The organism is Microbispora triticiradicis, from assembly GCF_005864065.1.
GTDB classification, from domain to species: Bacteria; Actinomycetota; Actinomycetes; order Streptosporangiales; family Streptosporangiaceae; genus Microbispora; species Microbispora triticiradicis.
Genome location: NZ_VANP01000004.1, coordinates 269,113 through 294,327, shown reverse-complemented (window position 1 = coordinate 294,327; position 25,215 = coordinate 269,113). Strand labels below are relative to the sequence as shown.

The window sequence follows — 25,215 nt, the reverse complement described above, 5'->3', positions numbered from 1 at the left end:
ATAGGAAATCGGTCACGGAAGGCCTGCCTTCCCTGAAGGCGATAGAACGCACCTCCAAGAAATCCCTACCGTTGATCTTCCGGAGGTGTTCATGCTCAAAAAGATCGCGCCTGTCCTGGCCGCGTCCGTCCTGTTCGTGCCTGCGGCCGCCCACGCCGGCACGTCACCCACCGTGATGGCCGCGCTCGGCGACTCGATCAGCGCGGGGTTCAACGCCTGCGGCTGGTACGTCGCCTGCAGGTCACGCTCCTGGTCGTCGGGCGACAACGCCGGTGTGCACAGCCACTACCTGCGCCTGCTCGCCTCGGACCATGCGATCAAGGGGCACAATCTCAACTTCGCGGTCCCCGGCTCGACCAGCGCCGCCCTGCCGGGGCAGGCCCGGCATGCCGTGCGCGAGAAGGCCGACTACGTCACCGTCCTCATCGGCGCGCAGGACGCCTGCGTCGGCTCCGAGAAGGAGATGACGCCGGTTCCGGTGTTCCGGCAGCACATCGACGAGGCCTTCGCCGTGCTCCGGCCGACCGGCGCGCGGGTCTTCGTGGCGAGCATCCCCGACATCGAGCGCCTGTGGCGCATCGGCAAGGGCAACGGGTGGGCCAGGGCCTTCTGGGCGGTCGGCCACATCTGCCAGGCGATGCTGGCCAATCCCCGGTCGACGGCGAAGAAGGACCAGGCCAGGCGCGACCGGGTGCGCGAGCGGGTGATGGACTACAACGAGCAGCTCAGGGAGGCGTGCGGCCTGTACGGCCCGGCCTGCCGTTACGACGGGGGAGCGGTCTTCTCCTACCCGTTCACGCTCAAGGAGGTCAGCGGCTGGGACTACTTCCATCCCAACGCCGACGGGCAGCGGGCCCTCGCGAAGGTCACCTATGACGCCGGCTTCTTCCGGAACACCGACGCCTGACAGCCGTCACCCTGGCGGTACGTCGCGGGAGCGGTGTGCGCGCACCTTGTGCCGGTTGCCGCACCGCTCCATCGAGCACCAGCGACGGCTGCCGGGGCGGGAGGTGTCGACGAAGAGGAGGGGGCAGCCGTCCGCGGCGCACTCGCGGACCCGGCCGGCAAAGGGCCCGGTGAACAGGTCGATCGCGTCCCGCGCGACGGCCGCCACCACCTGGCGGCCGGTGGCGGGGGAAGCCCAGGATCTCCGCCCGTCCGCGGTCATGACGGGCACCGGCGGGGCCGCCGCGGCCGCCTCGTTCACCGCGTCGACGTCGGACTGCCGTGGCGTACGGCCGTGCGCCTGGTCGGCGGCGAGCCCCCACAGGGCGGCGCGCAGGAGTTTCGCCCGGTCCAGGTCGTCCTCGGTCGTGTCCACCCGTTCCAGGCCGAGCCGGGACACGGCGGTCCAGCGGGCGAGGTCGGCCGGCTCGTGCAGCGACTCGTAGCAGGCGTAGACCCCGACGCCTCCGCTCATGAGGAACTCCAGGCAGAGCGCGCCCGGATCGAACCGGAAGGTCGCCCCGTCGCGGGCGCGTAGCGTCAGGCTCATGTAACCATTATCACTGGTTACCGCTCCGGGCTACAGCCAGCCGTTGTGGCGGGCCAGGCGGGCCGCCTCGATCCGGTTCCTGGTCCCGGTCTTGCCGATCGACGAGGACAGGTAGTTGCGCACGGTGCTCTCCGACAGGTGGAGCCGCGCGGCGATGTCGGCGATCGTCGAGCCGTCCGCCGCCGCCGCGAGGACGTCGCGTTCGCGGTCGGTCAGCGGGCTCGGGCCGGTGCTGAGCGCGGCGGCCGCGAGGGCGGGGTCGATGACCAGATCGCCCCGCAGCACCCGGCGGACGGCGTCGGCGAGCTCTTCGACCGGCCCGTCCTTGACCAGGAACCCCCGTGCCCCGGCTTCCATCGCCCGGCGCAGGTATCCCGGCCGCCCGAAGGTGGTGAGGATGAGCACGGCGCAGCCGGGCAGGCGTTCACGCAGGTCGGCGGCGGTCTCCAGGCCACTGCGGCCCGGCATCTCGATGTCGAGCAGGGCCACGTCGGGCCGGGCGCGCAGGGCGGTGTCCACCACCTCGTCGCCGCGGCCCACCTGGGCGACGACCTCGATGTCGGCCTCCAGGCCGAGGAGCAGGGCCAGCGCGCCGCGCATCATGCCCTGGTCCTCGGCCAGCAGCACCCTGATCACGCCTGCTCCTCCTTGTCGTACAGCACAGCCTTGGCGTACGGCACGGACACCCCGAGCAGGAAGCCCCCGTCCGTCGGCGTGGCGATCTCCAGGCTGCCACCCACGGCCCGCACCCGTTCGCGCAGCCCGGTCAGCCCGTTGCCGTGCCCGGGGGCCTTTCCCCGGGCCGGGCCGTCGTCGCGGATCTCCAGCAGCAGGCGGCCGTCCCCCTCGACCGGATCGATCTCACGCAGGGTGATGTCACAGGCCGCTGCGCCGCTGTGCCTGACGACGTTGGTGACGCCCTCGCGTACGGCCCAGCCGAGCAGCGCGTCGATCTCGGGGGCCGCCCGCACCGGGCAGGTGCGGACCACGGCGCCGATGCCGGCGTCGGCGAGGACGGTCCGGGCGGCGTCGAGCTCGGCCGCCAGGCCCCTGCCGCGATAGCCGGTGACCGCCGCCCGCACCTCCGCCAGCGCCTGCCGCCCGATCCGCTCGATGTCGGCGGCCTGCGTGCCGGCCGCCTCCGCGTCCACCTGCGTCAGCCGGCGTACGGCCTCGGCCTTGACGACCATCACCGAGAGGGTGTGGCCGAGCAGGTCGTGCAGGTCGCGGGAGAACCGCAGCCGTTCCTCGGTCACGGCGGTGCGCGCCAGCTCCTCCCGGGTGGCCTTGAGCTCGTCGATGGCCGCCCACAGCGCGACGATCATCGCCGGGATGAGGCCGGCGGTGAACGTGCCCCAGACCAGCGGGGCCGCGTCGGTGAGGCCGGCTCCGCCTCGTACGGCCAGCAGCAGGGCGGCGGCGCACTCCGCGAACAGCAGCAACGGCAGGATCCGGCCCCTCACGGCGATCCCGGTGGCGGTGGCCAGCATGATGACCAGGTACAGCCAGTTGTCGCCGAACCCGGTGGCCGCCGTGAGGACGACGGCCGCCAGCAGTCCCAGCGACGGCAGGGCCCGGCGCCGGTCGGCGAAGGCGTAGTGGGTGGTGAGGAGGTACAGTCCGGCCGCGGCCGCCGCCGCCGGCCACGCCAGCCAGAGTGGGTGGGACCGGCCGTGTGCGATGTCCCACACCGGTCCCGCCGTCAGGAGCACCCAGATGAACATCCCCTTCGCGTCGGGGCCGCGCTCGCCCCCGCGCAGCGGGTCGAGCCAGGTGTCGCGTTCGGTCGTCATGGGAAACGTCGGTATCGGTGTCAGGCCCGGCGCCCGGCGCGGCGGTAGCCGTACACCGCGTAGACCGCGAAGGCGAGCAGCCACGCCACAAGAGTCGCGGCCTGACGGAGGGTGGGGGCGTCGCCGAACGCGATCCGCCAGGACAGGCCCGCGTAGCTGTTCGACGGCGTCCACTCGGCGATCGCGTGCAGCCAGGAGGGGAACGTCTCGGCCGGTATCCACAGGCCGCCGACGATGGACAGGGTCAGCATGGTCGCGACGTTGGCCACCGCCGCCGTCTGGCCGGACAGGCGGTAGCCGTTGCCGAGGCCGAGCAGGGAGAACGGCACGGTCCCGGCCCACAGGAGCACGACGATCGCCAGCCACCGCTGCGGCGGGAGCGCGACGTGGTTGACCAGCACGCCGGCCAGCAGCACGGCGGCGATGCTCGGCACGACGCCGACGACCCCGGTCAGCACCTTCCCCGTGACGACCTGCGCGGGGGTCAGCGGAGTGAGGCGTAACTGACGCAGCCATCCGGTCGCGCGGTCCTCGGCGATGCCGCTGCCGTTGTTGAACGCGCCGCCGAGCGCGCCGTAGGCCGCCATGCCGACCATTGTGTAGATCGCCGCGTCGTGCCGGTCACCGGGGGCCAGGCCGAGGTTGGTGAAGATGAGGTACATGACGACCGGCATCACGACAGCGAAGATCACATAGCCGCCGTCGCGGAAGGTCCTGGTCAGTTCGAGCCGGACGTATCCCCACATCACGCGTTCTCCTTGCTTGCCGGGGCTGTGCTCGTCAGGGCGACGAAGGCGTCCTCCAGGTCGGCCGGGACGACCTCCAGGTCGCGTACGGCTCCCGCCTGGGCGAGCGCCATGACGGTGGCGTCGGAGTCGCCGCTGCGCAGGTTAGCCCGGCCGGCCCGGATCTCCATGTGGCGCACACCGGGCAGGGTGGCGAGCCAGGCGGCGTCGCCGTCGATGGTCACGCGGACGGTGGTCAGCGCCGCCGCGCGTTTGATCTCCGCACTGGTGCCGTCGGCGATCACCCGGCCGCGGCCGAGCACCACGATCCGGTCGGCCTGCTCGTCGGCCTCTTCCAGGTAGTGCGTGGAGAACAGGATGGTCTTGCCCCGGTCGGCGAGCCCGCGCAGGCCGGCCCAGAACTCCCGCCGGGCCTCGACGTCGAGGGCGGCGGTGGGCTCGTCGAGGACGACGAGGTCCGGATCGCCGCACACCGCCATGGCGAACCGCACACGCTGGCCCTGGCCGCCGGACAGCCGGTCGACCCGGCGGCCGAGCAGGTCGCCGATCCGCGCGAGGGCGACCACCTCGTCGAGGGGGAGGGGAGCGGGGTAGGTGCCGGACACGAAGGACAGCAGTTCGCGGACCGTGACCCGCTGGACCAGGCCTCCCTCCTGCGTCATCGCGCCCACGCGGCCCCGCCGTACGGCCCGCTCGGGGTCCAGGCCGAACAGCGCGGCGCGTCCGGCGTCGGGCGGGATCAGGCCGAGCAGGAGCGCGATGGCCGTCGACTTGCCGGCGCCGTTGGGGCCGAGGAGGGCCAGCGTCTGGCCGCGGGGCACGGTGAGCGTGAGCCCGTCCACGGCCCTTACCGGGCCGAAGCTCTTCGTCGCAGTGGTCAGGGACACTGCGGGATCGGGGATGTCGGTGTCCACGAGGAGAACGCTAGAAGCGCGGAGCCTGCCGCGACCAGAGCGATCGATCCGGCCTCGGGCAGGACAAAAGTCCTGAAGAAATCTACTTTGTAAAGGCGAGCTCTAGGTGCATTAAGCAAATAAGACAAATCTCCAGTCGGCGGCTGCCGGGACCCCTGCAGCCGCCGACGTCGCTGACTATATCTCGCAGTTGATCTCAGTCTCGGCGGTGCAGGTGTCGATGCCGGCGGCGCCGTTGGCGGTGTCGATGCCGCCGTTGCCTCTCAGGATGTCGTCTCCGGAGCCGCCGTTGAGAGCATCGCGGCCAGGGCCACCGGTCAGGCGGTCGACGCCACTGCCACCGAGTATCGACGATTGCAAAGAGGTCTGATTGTTCACCGAGTCATCGCCACCGATGGTGCTGGCCTCGATGAACAGGATCCCGCTACCGGTCCCGGTACAGTCGACCACGAGGGGGCCTTTCTTGACGCATCCCGCGCCGGCCGTCACCGACGCATCGGCGCCCACGCTGACCTTGCCGGCGAGGCTGGTGATGTTGATGACGTCCTTGCCGGGAGTTCCCACGATGAACACTGTGCTGCCGCTGACGTGGACGGTGATCACGTCCGCGGACGCATGGGCGGGGGAGGTGAAAGCGGCGGTGACCAGGCCGGCCACCAGGGCCGCGCCGGCGACCCGGGTGGTCAGCCAGGAGCGCGGGTGAAGCGAAACGGTCGTCATTACCGTGTCCCTTTCTCTTTCTAATTCTCTGTCTTATGCAGGCCGGGCGGGATTTCCGCTGCCGCCGCCGTTCAGGTGCGGAACAGGGGCTGCTTTGTATAGGTGACGGGGACGGAGGAGACGGGTTCGTCGAGTGCGGTGTCCGATCGGCGCCGGGCGACCGCGCGCACATACCCGAGGTGGCGTCCGCGATCGGCGTTGAGGACGTTGATTTCCGCCTCGTTGTCCGGTGCGATCGCCTGTTGCCATGCCAGCCAGTGCTTCCAGCCGTCCGTCATGGTGTCTGCGAGGTCCATGGAGGCGATGCCGCTGCGTTCCCAGTGCCGGTGCCACCAGTGGGCCGAGTGCAGACAGGCCATGCTCGGCTCCCACCAGCCCCGCAGATGCTCGGGGACCGGCCCGTCGATCTCCTGGGTCAGTCCCGCGCCGGCGATGCCGATCTGGCCGCCTGGCCGGACGAACCGGGCCAGATAGTTGAGGTACAGGTCGTCGGTGCCGTAGTAGACGAAGGAGTCGATGCTGACGACGGCATCGAAGAAGCCCGCCGCGAACGGCAGGGATCGGGCGTCGGCGTGGATCGGGAACACCGCGTGGTCGGCGCCGGCGTCGCGGATGCGGTGCAGCCGCTCGTCCGCACCGAACCACAGGTCCGTTGCCCAGACCTGGACGTCGAACTCGTGGTGCAGGAAGATCGATGACGCGCCACGGCCGCAGCCCAGGTCGAGCACCCGCATCCCGGGCTGTAACGTCATCGCCTGGGTGAGCCATTCGGTCAGCCAGAGCGAGTTCGCTCCGCCGCTGACGCTGGAGCGGATCCAGTCGGGGTGGTAGCGCGAGGTTCGCGGGAACAGCGGGGTCGCCAGGGGGTCTTGGGGCACGAGTGTCTTCTCCTCATGGTCAGGATGGATGGTTGCGCCGTGCCCACGCTGATCGCACCGCTGCGGAGCGGCTCCGCAGGTGGACGGGGCGAGCATCCGGGACGACAGGTCACCCCCGCCGCCCTCCACGCCACCCGCTCCCGGCCGTCCAGCGTGGTCGACCGGTCTCGCTTGCGGTCGTGGTCACAACGTCGGCAGGAACTCGAACAGCTGATTGCGGGCCCCGCCCTTGCAGGAGAACTGGATGATATTCACACTGTTCGCGGTACTGGCGCTCGGCACGTCGAGGCACATGTTGAAGACGTGCCGCGGATGAATGTTGTTCAGCGATGACCCGCCGTTGGTGAGCTCGAACCGCTGGTTCGGAGCGCCGGAGCAGTCGTACTGGATTACTCGCGCTCCCGGGGCCTCGCTACCGCCTTGGATGTCGAGGCACTTTCCGTCGACGTGTGTTGGGCGTATCTCGAACTCATCGCCGCTCACGCGGACCAGGCGGAATCTCTGGTTCGTGGCGCCAGTGCAGTCGTACTGAATCAGATTGGCGCTGTTGGCAGTGCTACCAGCTTGAATGTCCAGACACTTGCCGATGGCGTGGAGCGGCCTGATCTTGACGATCTGGTCGGCGGCGGCTCCGGCTGAAGCCGGCGCGGCTGCACCGGTGAAGCCGGTGATGGCCGAGATGAGGAGTGTGGTGGTGGTCGCAAACGTGCGCACGTAGGTGCCCTTGCCTTCCTTGACCGGTTGCGATGTTCGGGATGGACCCGCAGTCGACGACGAGCAGCCGGGCGTTCGGGCGCATTGCCTCGCGGATGGTCGCCAGGATGCGGCTGGCGTCGCGGCCGCCCCAGCCGTCGTGTGTTGTCGTCATGCCCTCCAGGGTCGCCGGGGCACGGCCGACTACGCGTCCGTGCCGGCTACTGATGTTCGTGGGGCGCGTACGTACGCAACTGGGTCCGGTCCGCCGCGCCGGTCTTGGCCAGAAGCCGACTGACGTGGGTTTCCACCGTGCGTACGGACAGGTGCAGCCGTGCTGCGATCTGCGGGTTACCCAGCCCTTCGGCCACCAGGGCGAGCACCTCGGCCTCCCGGGCGGTGACCCCGGCCGCGCGTAGTCGAGGCGGCACGCTCGCGCCCCTGTTGCGGCGGGACGGCGCACCGGCCTTCCGCAGGAGGTCTCGGCACTGCCGCGCCAGCGCCTCGTCGCCGTTGAGCTCGTGGCAGGCCAGGTCGGCGCGCAGTCCAGGTATGGGATCGCCCCAGCCCTCGGTCACCGCGGCAGTCCACACCGGCAGCCGCAGCAGTCGATGCCACCACGGATGCGCCTTGAGAGCCCCATCCCCGCGGGCCAGCGCCTGCGCCGCCTCCTTCGCCCTGCCATCGCGGCCCGCGGCGACGGCGTCGGCATAGAGCAGCGCACCCCGGTTGACCCGTCGGCGGCCCATCCGGGCGTGCTGGAACACCGCACGGGCCTCCTGCGGCTCGTGGCCGGTCACTTCGCGCAGCAGCAACCACAGCCCCCACCAGTGGGTGGGGGCGGCCGAGGCGTGACCGGCCAGGATCGCGGCGCCGTCATCGGCCTGCGTGGCCGCGCCCGGCAGGTCCCCGGTCACCACCGAGCAGATAGCGCGTACCAGGTCAAGACCGGCCCGCACCTCCCACGGCGCGTTCGGCCGGGCTCCGGCCCGTCGCAGCCATCGCTCCACGCCGTCGCGGTCTCCGGCACCTGCGCGGGCGGCCGCGACGAAGAGCTCGGCGACCGCCTGGACGCTCGTCAGCCGCAGCCGTGCTGACAGCTCGGCACAGCTGCGGGCCACCGGCTCACCCACGCGGGGACCATGCGCCACCAACGCCAGGTCGGCTACCAGCAAGTCGATCGACGCCAGCTGCCCCAGCAGCCCGGCGGACTCGGCGATCTCGCGGGCCTCGACCAGCGCGGGCGGGTCGGGCTGCCCACGCTGGACGGCGGCCAGGTGGAACAGGGCCGCCACGCGCAGCGGGGTCAGGCCACGCATGGCGGCCACCTGCACCGCCCGCCCGAACGCCGCGCGCGCCGCAGCGGCATCACGTTGGGCCAGGCAGCGCCCCTGCACCAGCAGCGCACCCGCCAGAGACTCGCCATCGCCGGAGCGTTCGGCCTCCCGGACCGCGTCGGCGGCGAGGGCGCCGGCGCGTTGCGGATCCCCCTCGCCGTAGGCGGCGTCGGCCCGCACGATGGCAAAACGCGGATCGTGCGGCCGGTCGGCTCGCTCGGCATACTCGATCGCCGCCGCCCGGCGTCCGCCCACCACACAGCTACGGGCCAGCTGCAGACACAACTCGACGTGCTCGTCCCCGGTCGCGGTGTCGATGACCTGTTCCCCAGTACGCAATGCCGCTTCCACCTCGCCGGCAAGTGTCAGCAGCCGGACCTGCTCGATGGCCCACGCGACGCGGATCGCACCGGCGGCCTCCACCCGGGCCAGCAGCGCCCGCGCGCTGCGTAACGCCCCTCGTGCGAGATCGTGGCGGGCCAGCCGGAGCAGGATCCGGCCGGCCCGATCATGCTCTCCCACCGCGGCCAGCAGTTCGGCGGCCCGTACGTCAGCCTCACCAACGCCACCACCGTCGAGCAGTTCCGCAGCACGCCGTGCCATCGCGGCCCGCTCCGGCGGCAGCAATCCCGCCAGCACCGCCTCCCGGGTGAGCGAGTGCCGCCAGGTCAGCTCATCGGCCTCGGTGCGCAGCAGATGCACCCGGGTGGCGGCACGCAGACCCGCCAGCAGCACCGACTCGTCCGCCTGTGCCACCGAGGCCACCACGTCCCAGCCCAGGTCAACCCCAACCACCGCCGCCACATGCAGCAACCGGCGGTGCTCCTCAGCCATGGCCGCCATCCGCTCACCGACGAGCGCCCGCAACGTCGGAGGCACTGCGATGTCGTTCAACGCCTCCCGTGGGGCGGTTGGATCCACGCCCGTCTCACGCAGTCCCGCCGTCAGCTCCTCCACCAGCAGCGGCAGCCCGTCGCAGCGCTCCACCACAAACGAGGCGGTCGCCGGCGCGAGCGGCATCCCGGCCCGATCGCGGGCCAACTCGGTCACCTGGGCCGCGTCCAGCCGGGCGGGCCGCAGCATCCGCACAGTCGGCCGTCGGCCGATCCGCTCGATCTGATCGGCGGTAGGCGGCTCCTCACGCGCCGTCCCACAGATCATGATTTGCTGGTCGACTACCTGATCGACCAGGTATTCCAGGACCGCCAGCGTGTCCGGGTCGGCCCAATGCAGGTCGTCCAGCACGAGCAGGCATCCGCGTCCGGCGCCGACCACGCGCAGCAGCCGCAGCACGCCCTCCCCCACCATCACGGCGGGATCCACCATCGTGTCGGCACTGTCGGCATAGTCGTTCGACACGAAATCGGGAATGATCCGCCCCAGCGCCGCCCGATACGGCCGCAGCTCGGCGTCCCCCGCGAGCACGGCATCCCGTAACCGCCCGACCAACGCGGTGGCCAGCGCCCGGTATGTGCCGCCCCCCGGCACCGCCCGGCCCGCCAGCACCTCCATGCCCGCCGCCGATGCCCGTGCCGACGCCTCCGCCAGCAACCGCGACTTGCCGATGCCCGCCTCGCCGACGATCATCACGGCCGCACCATGCCCAGCGGCCGAAGCCTCAATGAGCTCCTGGATCGCCGCCAGCTCCTCGGCCCGGCCCACGATTGTGGCTTCTGCGGCCGAGGACGGCCGGTGTCCGGCCTCGGGGGACGGTGAGCGTGAGCTCGTCCACGGCCCGTGCGGGGCGAAGCTTTTCGTCGCAGTGGTCAGGGACACTGCGGGGGAGGTGTCAGGGTCGGGGGTATCGGTGTCCACGCGGAAAACGGTAGAAGCGCGGGACCGTCCCGGGTAGAGCGATCGACCCGGCCTCGGGCGGGCAAATGGCCCATATGTTCGTCAACGTGCCGATGGCCGCCTGCGCGCTGGCACTGGCCTGGTGAGCCGTCGCGCCCGGCCCGCCGTGGCTCCCGGCGGTCGTCCGGACGTCCTCGGCGCCGTCCTGGCCACGGCGGGCACATCACTGCTGGTCTTCGGGATCGTCCGTGACCGCCACGGGGCGGCCTGGTTCGGCCCCGTGCCTTCGGATCGGTTAGGGGCCGGGTCGCGACAGGACTGACGACGCCGGGAGGTCCGGCTCCTCGGCCGGCCCCTGGGACGGTTCGGCGGGCCCGCCCGCGTCGAGGGCGCGCCTGCGTTCGACGAGACCGGAGAGCAGGTTCTCCCACCGGGCGCCGATGACGTCGAGGTCGTAGCGGGCGGCGGTCGCCAGCGCGTTGGCGCCCATCTCGCGGCGCAGGTCCTCGTCCTCGATGAGGGTGCAGATGGCGTCGGCCAGCGCGTGGATCTTCTGCGGCTTCACCAGCAGCCCGTCACGGCCGTGGCTGATCATCTCCTTCGGCCCGGTGGGGCAGTCGTAGCTGACGACCGGCAGACCCTTGCTCATCGCCTCCAGGATGACCATCGGCATGCCCTCGTGGCGGGAGCTCAGCACGAACATCGAGGCGTCCGCGAGGACCGCGCCGACGTTGTCGGCCGGGCCTTCGAGGAACACCCGCTCCGTCAGCCCGCGCCTGTCGATGGACGCCTGGAGCTTCTCCAGCCGGGGACCGCCGCCGTGGATCCGCAGCGTCCAGTCCGGGTGCCGCCCGGCGACGTGCGCCCACGCGCGGATGAGCAGGTCGTACCCCTTCCCCCAGGTCAGGCGGCCCACGCTGACGACGGTCTTGGCGGTGAGGGGCGAGAGGCCGCCGTCCAGGCGGGGTGTCGCGTTGGGCACCTGGGCCAGCACGGCCGGGCGCTCCCTGCGGGCCTTGTCGAAGGACCGCTCGTAGGTGCGCAGATCGGCCTGCGTGAGGGTGACGACCGCGTCGTGCCTGCTGTACCGGCGGACGATCTGCTTGCGCACCAGGGGCTGGTGTGAGGACAGGTTCCCGTGCTCCTGGGCGACGGTGATGATCTCCGGGGGTGCGAAGCGCGCGGCGATCAGGTTCAGGCCCGGCCGCGTGCCGATCAGGATGCCGCGCCGGCGGGACCGGATGTAGCGGACCAGCTTGAGGTCGGTGCGCAGAGTGAACCAGTGGTAGGCCGCCTCGTCCTTCGGCACGAGCCTGCTGGGGAAGCGGGACAGCAGGCCCTTACGGCGCGGCAGGCGGTCGTCGAGGTAGCGAACGCGTACCCCGGGCGGGACGGGGAAGGAGGGCTCCGCACGTTCCCGCACGACGCTGACGATCTCGACGTCGTGTGTGCGGGCGAGGTGTCCGGCCAGGTTGAAGACCGTGCGGACCGTGCCGCCCACGCCGTTGGCGTGCAGCAGCAGGATGCGGATCTCCTTGCCGTCGGGCGGCGGCGCCGACCTCGCGCGGCGCCGGTCGCGGGCCTCCAGGCCCCTGACCACCAGCCTGGCCCCGATTCTGCGTAGAGAAACCACAATCTCGCCCCGTCCGTGTCGGTGAAGATCCCCTTCCCTTTGACGTCACCGGCAGTTCACATGTTGCTGTGATGTGGGTCACGTCCCGCTTTACTGGCCGGAAAGCCGATATATCGTCGTCCGCTTCCTGGGCGCGTCCTCCAGGAGGGTGGGCACCTCGTGCACGGCCACCGGCTCGAACACGCCCTCCGGCAGGTAGGAGCAGGCCCGGTCGGGCACCCCGGTGAGGACCTCGCCCGCGGCCCTGGCCAGGAACGGGGCGACCCGCAGGGCCAGGGGCCTTTCGTAGAAGACGTCTCCGGCGAGCACGACCTCCTGGGGCGGCGCGCCGTCGAGCAGATCGCCGCCGAGGACCCGTACGGCGACGCCGTTGGCGGCGGCGTTGAGCCGCACGGCCGCCAGCGCGTGCGGGTCGACGTCGTTGGCCACGACCAGGGCGGCTCCGGCCAGCGCGGCGGCCACGGCGACCAGCCCGGACCCGGTGGCGAGGTCGAGCACCGTCCGGCCGCGCACGGTCTCGGGGTGATCGAGCACGTGGCGCGCGAGCGCCTGCCCGCCGGCCCAGGGGTACGCCCAGAAGGGCAGCCCTCCGGCCCGTTCCCAGATCTCGTACAGCTCGCCGTGTGTCTCGTCGTGTTCCTCACCGGCATGGGCCAGACACAGACGGATCTCCGGCACGTACGGCACGGCCGCCGGCCTGGTGTGCGCGCGGACGAACGCCTCGGCGTGCAGGTCGTGCCCCATGCCGGGCGATCGTAGCGTCATCCGGACGAAACGCCGCCGGGCCGCGGGCACCCCCGAACCCCTAAAGGCAACTCATCGTAAATCGCGGTCCTGGAAACGGCTAACGATCTTCATCGTTGGGGACAACGTCGGCACATACCTTGCGTTCTGGGAGTGTTGCGCGATGGCCTGGTCGCAGGACGAAGAGCGGATGCTGGCGATGATCGAGCGGCACCTCACGGACGAGGACCCGAAGCTGGCAGCCAGGCTCGAGTCGTTCAACCACCGTGCCGGACATCGCGCCGGCCACCGGGCCGGCCAGCGCGCGGGGCGGGGCGCCGCACGGCGCCGGCCGGGCCGCTCCACCTTGATCATCGCCGTGAGCTGGCTGCTCATCGCCACGCTGATCGCGACCCTGCTGGTCATGGCCCTGCGGCATGACGCCGCCGCGTTCCCCGTGTAGCAGGCACCGTGTAGCAGGCACCGTGTAGCAGGCACCGTGTAGCAGGCACCGTGTAGCAGGCACCGTGTAGCAGGCACCGTGTAGTCGTCCCCGTGTAGTCGTCCCCGTGTAGTCACAGGGCCTTGAGGAAGCGTGCGGCGACCGGGGCGGCCACGTCGCCGCCCATGCCGCCGGCCTCCACGACGACGGCGAAGGCCAGGTCGCCGCGGTACCCCATGAACCAGGCGTGCGAGTCGAGCTTGGGCCCGGTGCCGAACTCGGCGGTCCCCGTCTTGCCCGCCGTGCCCGAGGGCAGCCCCGCCTTGCGGGCGGTGCCCTTGGTGACCACCGCCCGCATCATCGAGCGCAGGCCCTTCACCACCCCGCCGGGCAGCTCCCGGGGAGCCTCCGCCTGCTTGCGGGAGGGCACCAGCGTGGGCGGGCGCCAGGAGCCGTCCGCGACCGCCGCGGCCACCGTCGCCATGACCAGCGGGCTCGCGGTGATCCTGCCCTGGCCGAACGACTCGGCGGCCAGTTCGGCGTCGCTGGTGGCCTTCGGCATGCTGCCGGGCGTCGCCGGGACGCCGATGCGCAGCGGCTGGTTGAACCCCAGCTCCGTCGCCAGGTCGTACAGTTTCTGGGCGCCCAGCTTCTCGGCGGCGAGCGGGGCGAAGGTGGTGTTGCACGAGTGGGCGTAGGAGTCCAGGAACGACAGCGATCCGAAGGCCTCATGGTCGGAGTTCCGGATCTTCATGCCGCCGACGACCGCCTCCTCCGGGCAGGTCACCCGGCTCGACGGGGTCAGGCCCTCGGCCAGCAGCCCGGCCGCCGTGATCGTCTTGAAGGTGGAGCCGGGGGCGTACTTGCCGTCCAGCGCGCGGTTGAACCCGCCCCTGTTGTTGACGACCGCGAGGATCTCGCCGGTGGAGGGCCGTACGGCGACCAGCGACGCGGGCTTGGGCAGGTCGCGCACCGCGTCGGCGGCGGCCCGCTGCACCTTGAGATCGAGGCTGGTCGCCAGGTCGCGGCCGGGGGAGCCCTTGACCGCGTACAGGGTCTTGCGGCCCGCGCCCACCGCCTGGATCTCGGTGGTGGGGGTCCCGGCGAGCTGCTTCTGGAAGGTCTCCTGGAGGCCGGCGCGCCCCACGGGGTCGTTCTTCTTGTACGCGCTGCCCAGCTTGCCGAGGTCGTCGTCGCCGGCCTTGTCCAGGTAGCCGACGAGCTGCTGCACCGAGCCACCCACGTCGCCGCCGTCGATGCGGTCGCCGTTGGCGTCGGTGATCGGGGCCCGCTGCGGCCACGACGTCTTCAGCGCCAGGTGGGTGGTCCCGTCGAGGGCGGGGTGGACCGCGGCCGGTGACCAGTCCACCTTCCAGTAGTGGTCCTTGACGACGAGCCTCAGCGAGCCCTGGTAGGTCCAGTCGCCGACGTCCTTGAGGCTCGCGGTGGCGGTGAACGACGCGGTGGCCCGGTCGTCCTTCGCCTGGCCCGCCCGCACATCCCGTATGGAGACCTTCTCGGCCCCCAGGTTCTTGGTCAGCTCGGCGTACGCGGCGTCGAAGCCGGGTGCGGGGGAGGCGAGCTCGGCCTTCATGGCGGTGAGGTCGCCCCGGGACCAGGCCGAGGTGAAGCGGGCCGCGGTCTCCTGTGGGGTGCCGCGCGTGTGCAGCACGTAGTAGGCCCCTCCCGCGGCGCCCCCCGCCAGCACGACGGCCGCGGCGGCCGAGATCGCGACAGTCCGTCCTCGCGGCACAGGTACCCCCAGTCACGCCCGTGTCCCGGTCGGGACCAGAGCCTAGCGGGGCCGAATCGGGATTCACACTCCCGATTCGCCGGCGCCCTTGACGCTCGCGCCGTACCGGGGCACGTACTCCTGGCCCGACAGGCGCTGGATCGCGGCCATGACCTCGTCGGTCACCCGCCGCCGGTCCCGGGCGCTGCCGGGGTCGCCGGTGAAGGTCATCGGCTCGCCGAACCGCACGCCGATGCGGCGCAGGCGCGGCACCGACGCGCCGGGCGGCAGGACCTTCTCGGTGCCCAGCATGGCCACGGGCACGACCGGCGCGCCGGTGGTGAGCGAGAGCCAGGCCACGCCGATCTTGCCGCGGTAGAGGCGGCCGTCGGGGGAGCGGGTGCCCTCGGGGTAGATGCCGAACAGTTCGCCCGCCTTCAGCACCTCCACGGCGGCGTCGAGCATGTCCTGGGCGGCGGTGACGTTCTCACGGTCGATCTCCATGGCCCCCATCGCCCGCATCCAGTCGGCCGCGAGGCGGTTGCCGGTGAAGTACTCCTTCTTGGCCACGAAGCGGACCATGCGGGGCACCAGCGCCGGCATGAAGAACGAGTCGAGCACGGACAGGTGGTTGGAGGCGAGGATCGCGGGCCCGTGCGCGGGGACGTGCTCGCGTCCCTCCATCCGCGGCCGCCACAGCAGGTGCATGACGGGAACGCTGACGGCCTTCAGGGCGGAATAGAGCACGGCCTCTCCTTCTCAGCACCACCGGACTCGGCTCGACGGACATACCCTAGGCCGCTCCGGGTGCCCTTCAGGTGTACGCCCCCTGCAACACACCCTCCCGTGTTTTGTACGGCATCGCCAACACTTCTCTGTACCTACTAGTATGTACAGCATGAGCACACCGGACCGCCTGATCGAGAGCACGCGCGAGCTGTTGTGGGAGCGCGGCTACGTCGGGACCAGCCCGCGAGCCATCCAGCAGCGCGCGGGAGCGGGCCAGGGCAGCATGTATCACCACTTCTCCGGCAAGCCGGACCTCGCGCTCGCCGCGATCGGCCGTACCGCGGGGGAGATGCGGGCCGGGGTGGAGGAGATCCTGTCCGGGCCGGGCACGGCCGCCGAGCGGGTCTCCGCCTACCTGCGGCGGGAGCGGGAGGTGCTGCGGGGCTGCCCGATCGGGAGGCTGACGCAGGACCCAGAGGTGATGGCCGACCCGATGTTGCGGGGGCCGGTGGAGGAGACCTTCGCCTGGCTGCGGGACCGGCTCGCGGCGGTGCTGGCCGAAGGACGGGAGCGCGGCGAGACCGGCGCCGGACTCGACCCCGCCGCCACCGCGTCCGCCGTCGTGGCCGTGCTGCAGGGCGGATACGTCCTGGCCCGCGCGGCGGCCTCGCCCGAGCCGTTCCACCAGGCCGTCGACGGGCTGCTCGCCCTGCTGTCCCGGTCCTGACCCTCCAGTTCCCGATCTTCCTGAGGAGCCCCGGCGTGTACGCCATGCAGTACGACATCACCCTGCCCGCCGACTACGACATGACGACCATCCGGGAACGGGTCGCGACGCGCGGGCACGCCCTCGACGACCGGGCCGGGCTCGGTCTCAAGGCCTACCTGATCCGCGAGCGGGGCGCGGCGGGGTCGCCGGTCAACCAGTACGCCCCGTTCTACCTGTGGCACGACGCCGGGCGGATGGGGGAGTTCCTGGTCGGCGGTGGCGGCTTCCAGGGGATCGTCGCCGACTTCGGGCGCCCGGCGGTGCGGCAGTGGACCGGTCTCGCCGTCGAACCCGGCCCGGCGCGGGGAACGGCGCCGCGGGCGGCCTCCCGCCTGCTCACTCCGCTGCCCGAGACCGCCGATCTGACGGCGTGTGTCGCGGAGGCTCTGGCCGGCCTGCGTGCGCTGGGCGGCTCTGCGGGCCTGCACACCGCCGCCCTGGCCCTCGATCCCGGTAGCTGGCGGCTGATGACGTTCGCGCTGTGGGAGCGGGAGGCGCCGGGCGCCCACGGCGACGCCGAGCGCTATGAGGTGCTGCACGTGTCCACGCCCGGCCTGGCGCTCCTGCCGGAGGGCCGGGCCTGGTGAGAGGCGTACGGCGAAGAGCGCGTACGGACAAGAGGCGACAACACGACGCCCCGCGAGACAGGGTCTCGCGGGGCGTCCGCGTCGAGGGCCGATGTGGCGGTCGCCTCCTCGGCGGAATGCACAACACGGCTCCAGCCGAACGGTATTCCGTGAAGGCGGTGTTTGCGGCCCGGGGGACACAAACCACATCGGCCACAACCGACTCTAGCCGACGCCGGCCCCTGCTTTCTCCCGCCCCCTATCCTCGGAAGGTGACAAGTTCGATCAAACACCCCATCAGGACCGACAGGCTGGTGCTGCGGCGCTGGCGTGAGGACGACAAGGAGCCCTTCGCGGCGCTGAACGCCGACCCGGTCGTCATGGAGCACTTCCCGGCCACGCTCACCCGCGAGGAGAGCGACGCGCTCGTCGAGCGTGCCGAGGCGGCGATCGAGGAACGCGGGTTCGGCTGGTGGGCGGTCGAGGTGGACGGCGAGTTCATCGGCTTCACGGGACTGTCGGTCCCGGGGTTCACCGCGCACTTCACGCCGTGCGTGGAGATCGGCTGGCGGCTCGCCAGATCCGCCTGGGGGCACGGGTACGCCACCGAGGCCGCGCGGGCGTCGCTGGAGTACGGGTTCGGCCCGCTCGGCCTGACCGAGGTCGTCTCGTTCACGGCGGTGCCGAACCTCCGCTCGCAGGCCGTGATGCGGCGTCTCGGCATGACCCGCGACCCCGGGGAAGACTTCGATCACCCGGTGCTCCCCGAGGGGCATCCGCTGCGCCGTCACGTGCTCTACCGCGCACGAAGACCAGCGTGCTGAGCAGGGCGAGCACCGCGATCACCGACGCGCCGGCGAACGCGGCGGAGGTGCCGCGCGCCGGTGACGCCGCCCCGCCGCCCGCCGCGGCGTGCTGATACAGGGTGACCAGCACCGCGAGGCCGAGGGACCAGCTGGTCCACTGCAGGGTCTGGAACACGCCGGCCCCGGCGCCGGCGTCCTCGCGGCGTACGCCGGACAGTGAGGTGACGCTCAGCGCGACGGTGCTGAGCCCGGCTCCGGCGCCGAGCAGCACCAGCGGGCCGAGCACGCCGGTCAGGTAGCCGGTGCCGCCGGTCAGCCGGGAGAGCCACAGCAACGCGGCGGTGACGGAGGCGATCCCGGCGGCCATCACCGGGCGGGTGCCCCACCGGATGATCAGCCGACCGGCCGGGCGGACCACGCCCATCAGCACGAGGGTCATGGGCAGGAACGAGAGACCCGACGTCAGCGGGCCGTAGCCGAAGCCCTCGCGCAGGTACCGCGTGAGGAAGTAGATCACCGCGAAGACGGTGCTCGGCACCAGCAGCGTGTTCATGTACGCTCCGGCCCTGCGCCGGTCGGCGAACAGCCGCAGTGGCATGATCGGCTGTTCGGCCCGCGCTTCGACCAGGGTGAAGCCGGCGAGCAGCAGCACCGCGGCGGCGAAGACGGCGACGGTGACCGGGTCGCCCCAGCCGGAGGTGGCGGTGCGGATCACCCCGTAGGCCAGCCCGGCCACCCCGGTGGTCGCGGTGACCGCCCCCGCGAGGTCGAACCGGCCGCGGCGCCGCTCCGTCTCGCGTACGAAGACCGGGGTGAGGGCGAGGATCGCCGCGCCGACGGGCACGTTCACGAAGAACACCCAGCGCCAGGAGCCGGCCGAGGTCAGCACGCCGCCGGCGAGCAGGCCGAGGGCGAGGCTGGCGCTGGAGGCCGCGGCGAACACGCCGAGCGCCCGGGTCCGGCGGGGTCCGTCCTCGTACGTTGACATGATCAGCGACAGCACGTTCGGAGAGGCCATCGCGCCGCCGGCGCCCTGCAGCGCACGGGCCGCGACCAGCCACCAGGATTGGGTGGCGAGACCGCCGAGCAGCGACGCCGCGGTGAACAGCAGCACGCCGGAGGCGAACATCCGGCGGCGGCCGAGCAGGTCGCCCGCGCGGCCGCCGAGCAGCAGCAATCCGCCGAACGCGAGGGTGTAGGCGTTGAACACCCAGGCCAGGCCGGTCTGCGAGAAGTGCAGCCGCGCCTGGATCTCGGGCAGGGCGATGTTGACGACGGTGGCGTCGATCCCGACCATCAACTGGCAGGCGAGCACCACGGCGAGCACGATCGCCGGCCGTCCGGTCATGTGAGCCTCTTCCGCGGAAGACGGGCAGATGCTCCAGGCGTGGCCACGTCCTGGTCAGGCACGCACTACGATATGGGCGACCCGCCCACTTTGTAAACGGGCGACCCGCCCACTTCCGGAGGCCGATGATGACCGCGGGCCATGAGAAGGGACTGCGCTCGGACGCCCGGCGCAACGTCGAGCGTCTGGTGGAGATGGCGACGCGGGTCTTCGAGGAGCAGGGGCCGGAGGCGCCGCTCAGCGAGGTCGCGCGGGCCGCGGGCGTGGGCACGGCCACGCTGTACCGGAGGTTCCCCACCAGGGAGGCGCTGCTCGCCGCGGTGTACGCCGGGCACGTCGAGGCGCTCGCCGTCCGCGCCGACGAACTCGCGGCCTCCTCCGAGGACCCGTCGGTGGCGCTGGTCGGCTGGCTGCACGAGTTCGCCCGTCTGCTCATCGAGCACCGCGGGATGAAGGGGCTGATCACGGGCCGATACGAGGGTGACGCCGAGCTGTTCCGGAGCTGCCGGCGCAGCCTGTCGCGGGCCGTCGACGCGCTGCTGCGGCCCGCGCAGGAGGCCGGCGTGATCCGTCCCGACGTCGACGCCGAGCGCACCCTGATCCTGATCAACGCCGTGGTGCTGGCCGCGGGCCAGGCCGGCGACGACCGGGACGAGACCGGCCGCCTGATCGACCTGGTGATCTCCGGCTTCCGGGTCCGGCGCTGATCGCGGACTGGTTTGCCGGTTCGGCAACAAGATTTGCGCTGTCGCCGTATGCGTCCGCACGATGAGGGGCATGACGCACGGATTCGACAAGGACTATTGGGAGCGGCACTGGCAGCGGGGGCGGGACGGAGGCCCGGGTTCCATGGGCGGCAACCCGCCGAATCCGTACCTCGCCCGTGAGATCGGCGGCCTGGGACCGGGTACGGCGCTGGACGCGGGATGCGGCGGCGGCGCCGAGGCGATCTGGCTCGCCTCCCACGGCTGGGAGGTCACCGCGGCCGACATCTCGTCCGAGGCCCTCGCCCGCGCCGCCGAGCGCGCGGCGGCGAACGGGGTGGCGAGCGGTGTGCGCGAACGCGTGCGGTGGGTCGAGGCGGACCTGGGCGTCTGGAGCCCGGACACGCGGTTCGACCTGGTCATGACCCACTACGCCCATCCGGCGATGCCGCAGCTCGAGTTCTACGACCGTATCGCCGGCTGGGTGGCTCCCGGCGGCACGCTGCTCATCGTGGGGCACCTGCACACCACCGGCTCCGGCGGGCACGGGCATCACGGGCACGGGCATCATCCGCCGGCCGAGGCGTCGGTCACCTCCGCGGCCGTCGCCGCGCGCCTGGACGGCACGGAGTGGGAGATCGTCACCGCCGAGGAGCACGTGCGTACGCTCTCGGGCGGCGGCGGCAGGGAAGTCCCCCTGTACGACGTCGTCGTGCGCGCCACCCGCCGCGGGTGACCGCGCTCAGCTCGGGGCGCCGGGGACGCGGAGCCGGTCGACGGCCTCGCGGCGGCGGCGCTCGGGCCGCCGGTCGTACCGGGCGGTGGTGGCGGGGGAGGCGTGGCCGACCAGGGCCTGGGCGGTGGCGAGGTCGACTCCGGCGTCGAGGAGTTCGCCGATGAACGTGCGCCGGAAGTCGTGCGGGGTGCGGGGCGAGGCCCCGGCGGCGGCCAGGCGCCGCGAGACGATGTCGGCGATGGCCTGGCCGGTCATGTGGGCCATGCGCAGCCGCCCGGCCTTGTTGATCGGGCAGAACAGCGGCCCGGCCGCCCGGCCGCGTACGGCGAGCCACAGGTTCAGGCGTTCGACGGCCTGCGGGGTCAGGTAGACGAGCCGCTCCTTGTCGCCCTTGCCGCGCACTCGCATGGAACGGGCGTGCGGGTCGAAATCGGCCAGCCTGAGCCCGGCGATCTCGGCGCGGCGGCAGCCACTGGAATACAGCGCCGCCAGCATGGCGCCGTCCCGGCGGCCGGCGGGGGAGTGGTCCTCGTCGCACACCTCCAGCGCGGCCGCGAGCGCCTCGGCCTCGACGTGCCGTCCCGCCGGAACGCGCGTGTGCTTGTAGGCGGGCAGGTCGGCGGCGCGCTGGTAGTCCTCGCCGCTCATCAGGCCGAGCCGCCAGGCCTCCTTGAGCACGCGCCGCAGCGCCACCAGGTGCTTGTTGACGTGGGAGGGGGACCACCCCTGCTCGCGCATCAGCGTGCGGAGGCGGACCGTGTGCTCGTAGCGCAGCAGCTCCCAGGGCTGCCCGGCCCCGGTGGCCTCGGGGTCGCCGGTGACGAGGCGGGCGATGCGGTCGAGGCAGCCCTTCATCGTGCGCCGGGACTCCGGGCTCTGCAGCGCGCCGAGATACACCTCGTACGGATCGGGTGTGGAGGGTGCGGGGACACTCCGCTCGGGAACCGCGGGGATGCTCATCGAGCCCGATCATACTATGAATCTACAATGTAAAGACTCCCGGATTTTTGTGCACCCAGCAAGCACCAGCATCAGAAACCTCACCGACAGGAGGATTGCTTCGGAAAAAACTCGTGCCACGTGTCGAGAATGTGGCGTCGGCTCCGTCCCAGGGGCATGAGTGGCCGAACGGGCCGCCGACGACGAAGGGGAAGCACGATGAAATACCTGATCCTGAAGCACTACCGCGGTGGCCCGGCTCCCGTCGTCGACTACGGGTCGATAGACCAGTGGACGCCGGAGGAGGTCGACGCGCACGTGCAGTTCATGCGCGACTTCGCCGCCCGCCTGGAGGAGACGGGCGAGTTCGTCGACGGCCAGGCGCTGTCGCCCCAGGGCGCGTTCGTGCGGTACGACGGCGAGGGGCGCCCGCCGGTGACCGACGGTCCGTTCGCCGAGACGAAGGACCTCATCGCCGGATGGATGGTCATCGACGTGGAGTCGTGGGACCGCGCGGTCCAGCTGGCCGGGGAGCTGTCCGCCGCTCCGGGGCCCCGTGGCGAGCCGATCCACGAGTGGCTCGAGGTCCGGCCGTTCCTCGCCGAGCCGCCCACGGTCACCGAGTGAACGAGTCGCTGCTGCGGGAGCTCGTGCCCGCGGTGATCGGTGTCCTCGTCCGGCGCGGAGCCGACTTCGCCTCGGCCGAGGACGCCGTGCAGGATGCCCTGATCCGGGCGCTGGCGGCCTGGCCGGACGACCCACCGCGCGATCCGAAGGCGTGGCTCGTCACGGTCGCCTGGCACAGGTTCCTCGACGCCGCGCGTGCCGAGGCGTCGCGGCGGGGGCGGGAGGTGGCCGTACAGGCCGAGCCTCCCGCCGGTCCGGCGCCCGCCACGGACGACACGCTGCGGCTCTACTTCCTGTGCGCGCACTCCACCCTGCCGCCGGCCTCGGCCGTCGCGCTGACGCTGCGCGCGGTCGGCGGCCTGACCACCCGGCAGATCGCGGCGGCGTACCTCGTCCCCGAGGCGACCATGGCGCAGCGGATCAGCCGGGCCAAGCGGAAGATCGCGGGGCTGCCGCTCGACCAGCCCGGCGATCTCGGGACGGTGCTGCGGGTGCTCTACCTCGTCTTCAACGAGGGGTACGGAGGGAGCGTCGACCTGGCGGCCGAGGCGATCCGGCTCACCCGGCAGCTCGCCGCCCTGACCGACGAGCCCGAGGTAGCGGGGCTGCTCGCGCTCATGCTGCTGCACCACGCGCGCCGTACGTCTCGGACCGGCCCGGGAGGCCGCCTGGTGCCGCTCGCCGAGCAGGACCGATCGCGCTGGGACACCGGCCTGATCGCCGAGGGGGTGACGATCCTGCAGACCGCGCTGGCCCGTGACCGGCTGGGCGAATACCAGGCGCAGGCCGCGATCGCCGCGCTGCACGCGGACGCCCGGAGCGCCTCCGAGACCGACTGGGTGCAGATCGTGGAGTGGTACGACGAACTGCTGCTCCTCACCGGCAGCCCGGTGGTGCGGCTCAACCGGGCGGTGGCGGTGGGGGAGGCGGACGGACCACAGGCCGGCCTGGCGGCGCTGGCCGGGGTGGACCCCGGCCTGCCCCGGTACGCCGCGGTGACGGCGTACCTGCACGAACGCGCCGGCGACCTCGCCCGGGCGGCGGAGCTGTACGCCGAGGCGTCCCGTGCCGCCGCCAGCGTGCCGGAGCGCGACCACCTCACCCGGGAGGCCGCGCGGGTACGGCAACTGCTGAAGGCGTGAGCGCGGCCGATGCCACTGGTGACGGCTGGTCGGAAGTCCCGTCAAGACGCCGATGGAGTTGCTAATTCGCCCTGCTATGGCCTCCTTTGCTGTTCTTGTCACGCTCCAATGCCGGGGTTTGGATCAAGGGGGTGATCTTCCGCCGTCCCTGCGCGAAGGAGTCGTGAGCATGACCCTGCTGACCTACACCCTCCTCACCGACCCGGCGCCCCTGGAGGCGTCGGTGCCGGGGGCGCCTGCCGCGTCCACGGGGACCGTCCACCTTCTCGTCACCAACACCGGGGAGCAGGCGGTCTTCTGGCGGACGATCACGGTTCAGGTGCCCGTCGGCGACGGCGCCGTCCACCTCACGCCGGACCTGGGCAAGGTCGGCAGCGAGGGAGAGTACTTCCCCCGGTCGGGCCCTTCGCAGCGACTCGCCGTCCAGACACAGGGCACCGACGCCGTCCGCGTCACCGACCAGGCCGGTGGCCGGCCCAACTTCGAACCCGGCGGCCACATGGTGCTGATGCTGAAGGACGTCCCCGTCGCGCCTGCCGCCGGCCTGGCCGTGCTCAGGGTGACCGAGAACGCGGGCAGGACCCGGACCGGGCAGGCGGCGGACAGGCACGCGGTGGTGGCGCTGGTGAAGACCGCCCCGGCGCCACGCGACCTCCGCCCGGAGAGCGAGATCGTCGAGGCCGGAACACCGGTCACGCTGAGCTGGGAGGGGTCCGCCGACTTCGCCTACGAGATCCGGTTCCCCGGCGGACACGAGCCGGTTCCCCCGGGCCCGCCCACCGGGCCTCAGGGCAGGTACGCCGTACGACTGAACACCACCCCGCAGCGGGAGACCACCTACACCCTCGTCGCCGTCTCCGGCAGCACCAGGCGGCAGCACACCCTCACCACCACCGTCCAGGTGCGCAATCCCGTCATGGACGACCTCAGAGTCACCAATGTCTGGGCCACCAACGTCTGGGCCACTTCGGTGGGAGGACCGAACAGCGGCGACGGAGTCATCACCTTCCCCCAGGGCGGACTCAACGTCATGCGCGCGAGCGGCACCGGCGAACGGGGCACGGTGACGGCCGACAAGGCCGAATTCGACGGCGTGAACACCAGGTGGGTGCAGGGCAGGAGCTCCAGTGACGGGTGGATCAGCTTCCCGCAGGGCGGCGTGAACGTCTACCGGGACGGAACGCAGACCTGGGGCACGGTGGCGGCCGACACGGCCGATCTCAACGGCGTCAACGCCAAGTGGCTGCAGGGCAGAGGCGAGCGCGACGGGTGGATCGACTTCTCCTACTACGGGATCAACGTCTTCCGGCGCGACGACGCGGGCGCCGGCAGGAGGTTGAAGCAGTGGGGCGGCGTGGGCGTCAAATGGATCGCCCACCACGACGAGTAGGAGACCAGACCGGGCCCGGTCAGGGGAGCTGGCTGCGTACCCAGTCGGGGTCGGGGTTGACGTGGGGGCGGCCGGCGACCACGACGGTGGGCACCGTCTCGTCGCCGCCGGTGGCGGCGCGGACCGCCGCCGCGCCCTCGGGGTCCTGCCAGATGTTCACCCAGTGCAGCCGCCGCGCGTCGCGGGCGAGGCGCAGCCGGAGCCGGAGGCAGTAGCGGCAGCCCGAACGCCAGTAGACGATCGGGCGGCCGTCGGCCTCGCTGCGGCGCCGCGCCTCGGCCGCGCCGATCGACCTCGGGAACACCAGGGGAGACAGCAGGGCGGCGGCGAGCAGGAACACGAGGAAATACGTCGCGGCGGCGCCGGGGGACCCCTGGGCCGTCTGCCGGAACGCCGCGGCGACTCCGCATGCCAGGAAGACGACCGGCAGTATCCATCCGCGCACCATGGCCGTCACGCTATCGGGCCGTTCTCCGGCGCCGCAAAAGTTGGTAGGTCACGCGGCGGGTCCGCGCGTGGCCGCGTGACTGGGCCCCTCCGTGCCGGGAACCTGGCGGGG

At 71.9% G+C, this 25,215-nt stretch carries 25 protein-coding genes and 1 pseudogene; 10 read left to right on the top strand and 16 right to left on the bottom strand.

Annotated elements, in window-relative coordinates:
* Positions 1-91: 91 nt before the first annotated feature.
* Positions 92-907 (top strand): GDSL-type esterase/lipase family protein, encoded by an 816-nt coding sequence (locus FED44_RS12745; RefSeq protein ID WP_111698717.1) that lies wholly within the window; start codon positions 92-94, stop codon positions 905-907.
* A 6-nt stretch (positions 908-913) separates the two neighbouring features.
* On the opposite strand, the gene FED44_RS12740 is transcribed toward FED44_RS12745, so the two are convergent.
* The 11 genes from FED44_RS12740 to FED44_RS12685 all read right to left on the bottom strand — a co-directional run bounded on the left by FED44_RS12740 (position 914) and on the right by FED44_RS12685 (position 12,747).
* The gene (locus FED44_RS12740) at positions 914-1,495 is read right to left on the bottom strand and encodes a CGNR zinc finger domain-containing protein (protein WP_111698576.1); all 582 of its coding nucleotides are present in this window, start codon (positions 1,493-1,495) and stop codon (positions 914-916) included.
* Between the two features lie 30 nt (positions 1,496-1,525).
* The gene (locus FED44_RS12735) at positions 1,526-2,131 is read right to left on the bottom strand and encodes a response regulator transcription factor (protein ID WP_111698573.1); all 606 of its coding nucleotides are present in this window, start codon (positions 2,129-2,131) and stop codon (positions 1,526-1,528) included.
* The gene (locus tag FED44_RS12730; protein WP_138460766.1) at positions 2,128-3,288 is read right to left on the bottom strand and encodes a sensor histidine kinase; all 1,161 of its coding nucleotides are present in this window, start codon (positions 3,286-3,288) and stop codon (positions 2,128-2,130) included. The genes FED44_RS12735 and FED44_RS12730 overlap by 4 nt, the downstream gene beginning before the upstream one ends.
* A 20-nt stretch (positions 3,289-3,308) precedes the next feature.
* Positions 3,309-4,034, bottom strand: a complete 726-nt coding sequence (locus FED44_RS12725) for an ABC transporter permease (protein ID WP_111698567.1) — start codon at positions 4,032-4,034, stop codon at positions 3,309-3,311.
* Complete coding sequence (locus tag FED44_RS12720) at positions 4,034-4,948, bottom strand: ABC transporter ATP-binding protein (RefSeq protein WP_244301875.1); 915 nt, start codon at positions 4,946-4,948, stop codon at positions 4,034-4,036. The genes FED44_RS12725 and FED44_RS12720 overlap by 1 nt, the downstream gene beginning before the upstream one ends.
* Before the next feature lie 177 nt (positions 4,949-5,125).
* A complete protein-coding gene (locus FED44_RS12715; RefSeq protein WP_111698564.1) occupies positions 5,126-5,668 on the bottom strand; it encodes a calcium-binding protein in 543 nt (180 codons plus the stop codon).
* Between the two features lie 71 nt (positions 5,669-5,739).
* Positions 5,740-6,546 carry an SAM-dependent methyltransferase gene (locus tag FED44_RS12710; protein WP_208758949.1) on the bottom strand — a complete coding sequence of 269 codons (807 nt, stop codon included), beginning with the start codon at positions 6,544-6,546 and terminating at the stop codon, positions 5,740-5,742.
* Between the two features lie 183 nt (positions 6,547-6,729).
* On the bottom strand, positions 6,730-7,260 hold the full coding sequence (locus tag FED44_RS12705) for an RICIN domain-containing protein (protein ID WP_111698561.1): 531 nt from the start codon (positions 7,258-7,260) through the stop codon (positions 6,730-6,732).
* Positions 7,261-7,460: 200 nt separating this feature from the next.
* Complete coding sequence (locus tag FED44_RS12700) at positions 7,461-10,391, bottom strand: ATP-binding protein (protein ID WP_138460765.1); 2,931 nt, start codon at positions 10,389-10,391, stop codon at positions 7,461-7,463.
* 274 nt (positions 10,392-10,665) lie between these two features.
* A complete protein-coding gene (locus FED44_RS12690) occupies positions 10,666-11,970 on the bottom strand; it encodes a glycosyltransferase family 4 protein (RefSeq protein ID WP_244301873.1) in 1,305 nt (434 codons plus the stop codon).
* Positions 11,971-12,093: 123 nt separating this feature from the next.
* Positions 12,094-12,747, bottom strand: coding sequence for a class I SAM-dependent methyltransferase (locus tag FED44_RS12685; protein WP_138460763.1), 654 nt, complete (start codon positions 12,745-12,747; stop codon positions 12,094-12,096).
* A gap of 163 nt (positions 12,748-12,910) precedes the next feature.
* On the opposite strand from FED44_RS12685, the gene FED44_RS12680 reads away from it, so the two are divergent.
* Positions 12,911-13,189 carry a DUF3040 domain-containing protein gene (locus tag FED44_RS12680; protein ID WP_111698552.1) on the top strand — a complete coding sequence of 93 codons (279 nt, stop codon included), beginning with the start codon at positions 12,911-12,913 and terminating at the stop codon, positions 13,187-13,189.
* 112 nt (positions 13,190-13,301) lie between these two features.
* On the opposite strand, the gene FED44_RS12675 is transcribed toward FED44_RS12680, so the two are convergent.
* Both FED44_RS12675 and FED44_RS12670 read right to left on the bottom strand, forming a co-directional pair.
* Entirely contained in the window at positions 13,302-14,921 is a 1,620-nt protein-coding gene (locus FED44_RS12675) for a penicillin-binding transpeptidase domain-containing protein (RefSeq protein WP_111698549.1), read from the bottom strand.
* 63 nt (positions 14,922-14,984) lie between these two features.
* On the bottom strand, positions 14,985-15,608 hold the full coding sequence (locus FED44_RS12670) for a lysophospholipid acyltransferase family protein (RefSeq protein ID WP_138460932.1): 624 nt from the start codon (positions 15,606-15,608) through the stop codon (positions 14,985-14,987).
* Positions 15,609-15,798: 190 nt separating this feature from the next.
* On the opposite strand from FED44_RS12670, the gene FED44_RS12665 reads away from it, so the two are divergent.
* The 3 genes from FED44_RS12665 (at position 15,799) to FED44_RS12655 (ending at position 17,788) form a co-directional block, all read left to right on the top strand.
* The gene (locus FED44_RS12665) at positions 15,799-16,356 is read left to right on the top strand and encodes a TetR/AcrR family transcriptional regulator (protein WP_111698707.1); all 558 of its coding nucleotides are present in this window, start codon (positions 15,799-15,801) and stop codon (positions 16,354-16,356) included.
* 44 nt (positions 16,357-16,400) lie between these two features.
* A complete protein-coding gene (locus tag FED44_RS12660) occupies positions 16,401-16,985 on the top strand; it encodes a DUF4865 family protein (protein WP_244301919.1) in 585 nt (194 codons plus the stop codon).
* 251 nt (positions 16,986-17,236) lie between these two features.
* Positions 17,237-17,788 carry a GNAT family N-acetyltransferase gene (locus tag FED44_RS12655; RefSeq protein WP_244301870.1) on the top strand — a complete coding sequence of 184 codons (552 nt, stop codon included), beginning with the start codon at positions 17,237-17,239 and terminating at the stop codon, positions 17,786-17,788.
* A 130-nt stretch (positions 17,789-17,918) separates the two neighbouring features.
* On the opposite strand, the pseudogene FED44_RS12650 reads toward FED44_RS12655, so the two are convergent.
* Positions 17,919-19,118 (bottom strand): annotated as a pseudogene (locus tag FED44_RS12650) (MFS transporter); the annotation flags it as partial.
* Between the two features lie 128 nt (positions 19,119-19,246).
* Here FED44_RS12650 and FED44_RS12645 point away from each other — a divergent pair.
* Positions 19,247-19,825, top strand: coding sequence for a TetR/AcrR family transcriptional regulator (locus tag FED44_RS12645; RefSeq protein ID WP_167521458.1), 579 nt, complete (start codon positions 19,247-19,249; stop codon positions 19,823-19,825).
* Positions 19,826-19,895: 70 nt separating this feature from the next.
* Complete coding sequence (locus FED44_RS12640) at positions 19,896-20,558, top strand: class I SAM-dependent methyltransferase (protein ID WP_138460760.1); 663 nt, start codon at positions 19,896-19,898, stop codon at positions 20,556-20,558.
* Between the two features lie 6 nt (positions 20,559-20,564).
* On the opposite strand, the gene FED44_RS12635 is transcribed toward FED44_RS12640, so the two are convergent.
* Entirely contained in the window at positions 20,565-21,518 is a 954-nt protein-coding gene (locus FED44_RS12635) for a tyrosine-type recombinase/integrase (protein ID WP_138460759.1), read from the bottom strand.
* A gap of 198 nt (positions 21,519-21,716) precedes the next feature.
* On the opposite strand from FED44_RS12635, the gene FED44_RS12630 reads away from it, so the two are divergent.
* The 3 genes from FED44_RS12630 to FED44_RS12620 all read left to right on the top strand — a co-directional run bounded on the left by FED44_RS12630 (position 21,717) and on the right by FED44_RS12620 (position 24,656).
* Positions 21,717-22,124: a YciI family protein gene (locus FED44_RS12630; RefSeq protein WP_111698534.1), complete on the top strand. Its 408-nt coding sequence runs from the start codon at positions 21,717-21,719 to the stop codon at positions 22,122-22,124.
* Positions 22,121-23,266, top strand: a complete 1,146-nt coding sequence (locus FED44_RS12625; RefSeq protein ID WP_138460758.1) for an RNA polymerase sigma factor — start codon at positions 22,121-22,123, stop codon at positions 23,264-23,266. The genes FED44_RS12630 and FED44_RS12625 overlap by 4 nt, the downstream gene beginning before the upstream one ends.
* A 169-nt stretch (positions 23,267-23,435) precedes the next feature.
* A complete protein-coding gene (locus FED44_RS12620; protein ID WP_138460757.1) occupies positions 23,436-24,656 on the top strand; it encodes a hypothetical protein in 1,221 nt (406 codons plus the stop codon).
* A gap of 19 nt (positions 24,657-24,675) precedes the next feature.
* On the opposite strand, the gene FED44_RS12615 is transcribed toward FED44_RS12620, so the two are convergent.
* Positions 24,676-25,104, bottom strand: a complete 429-nt coding sequence (locus FED44_RS12615; protein ID WP_138460756.1) for a glutaredoxin domain-containing protein — start codon at positions 25,102-25,104, stop codon at positions 24,676-24,678.
* Positions 25,105-25,215 lie beyond the last annotated feature (111 nt).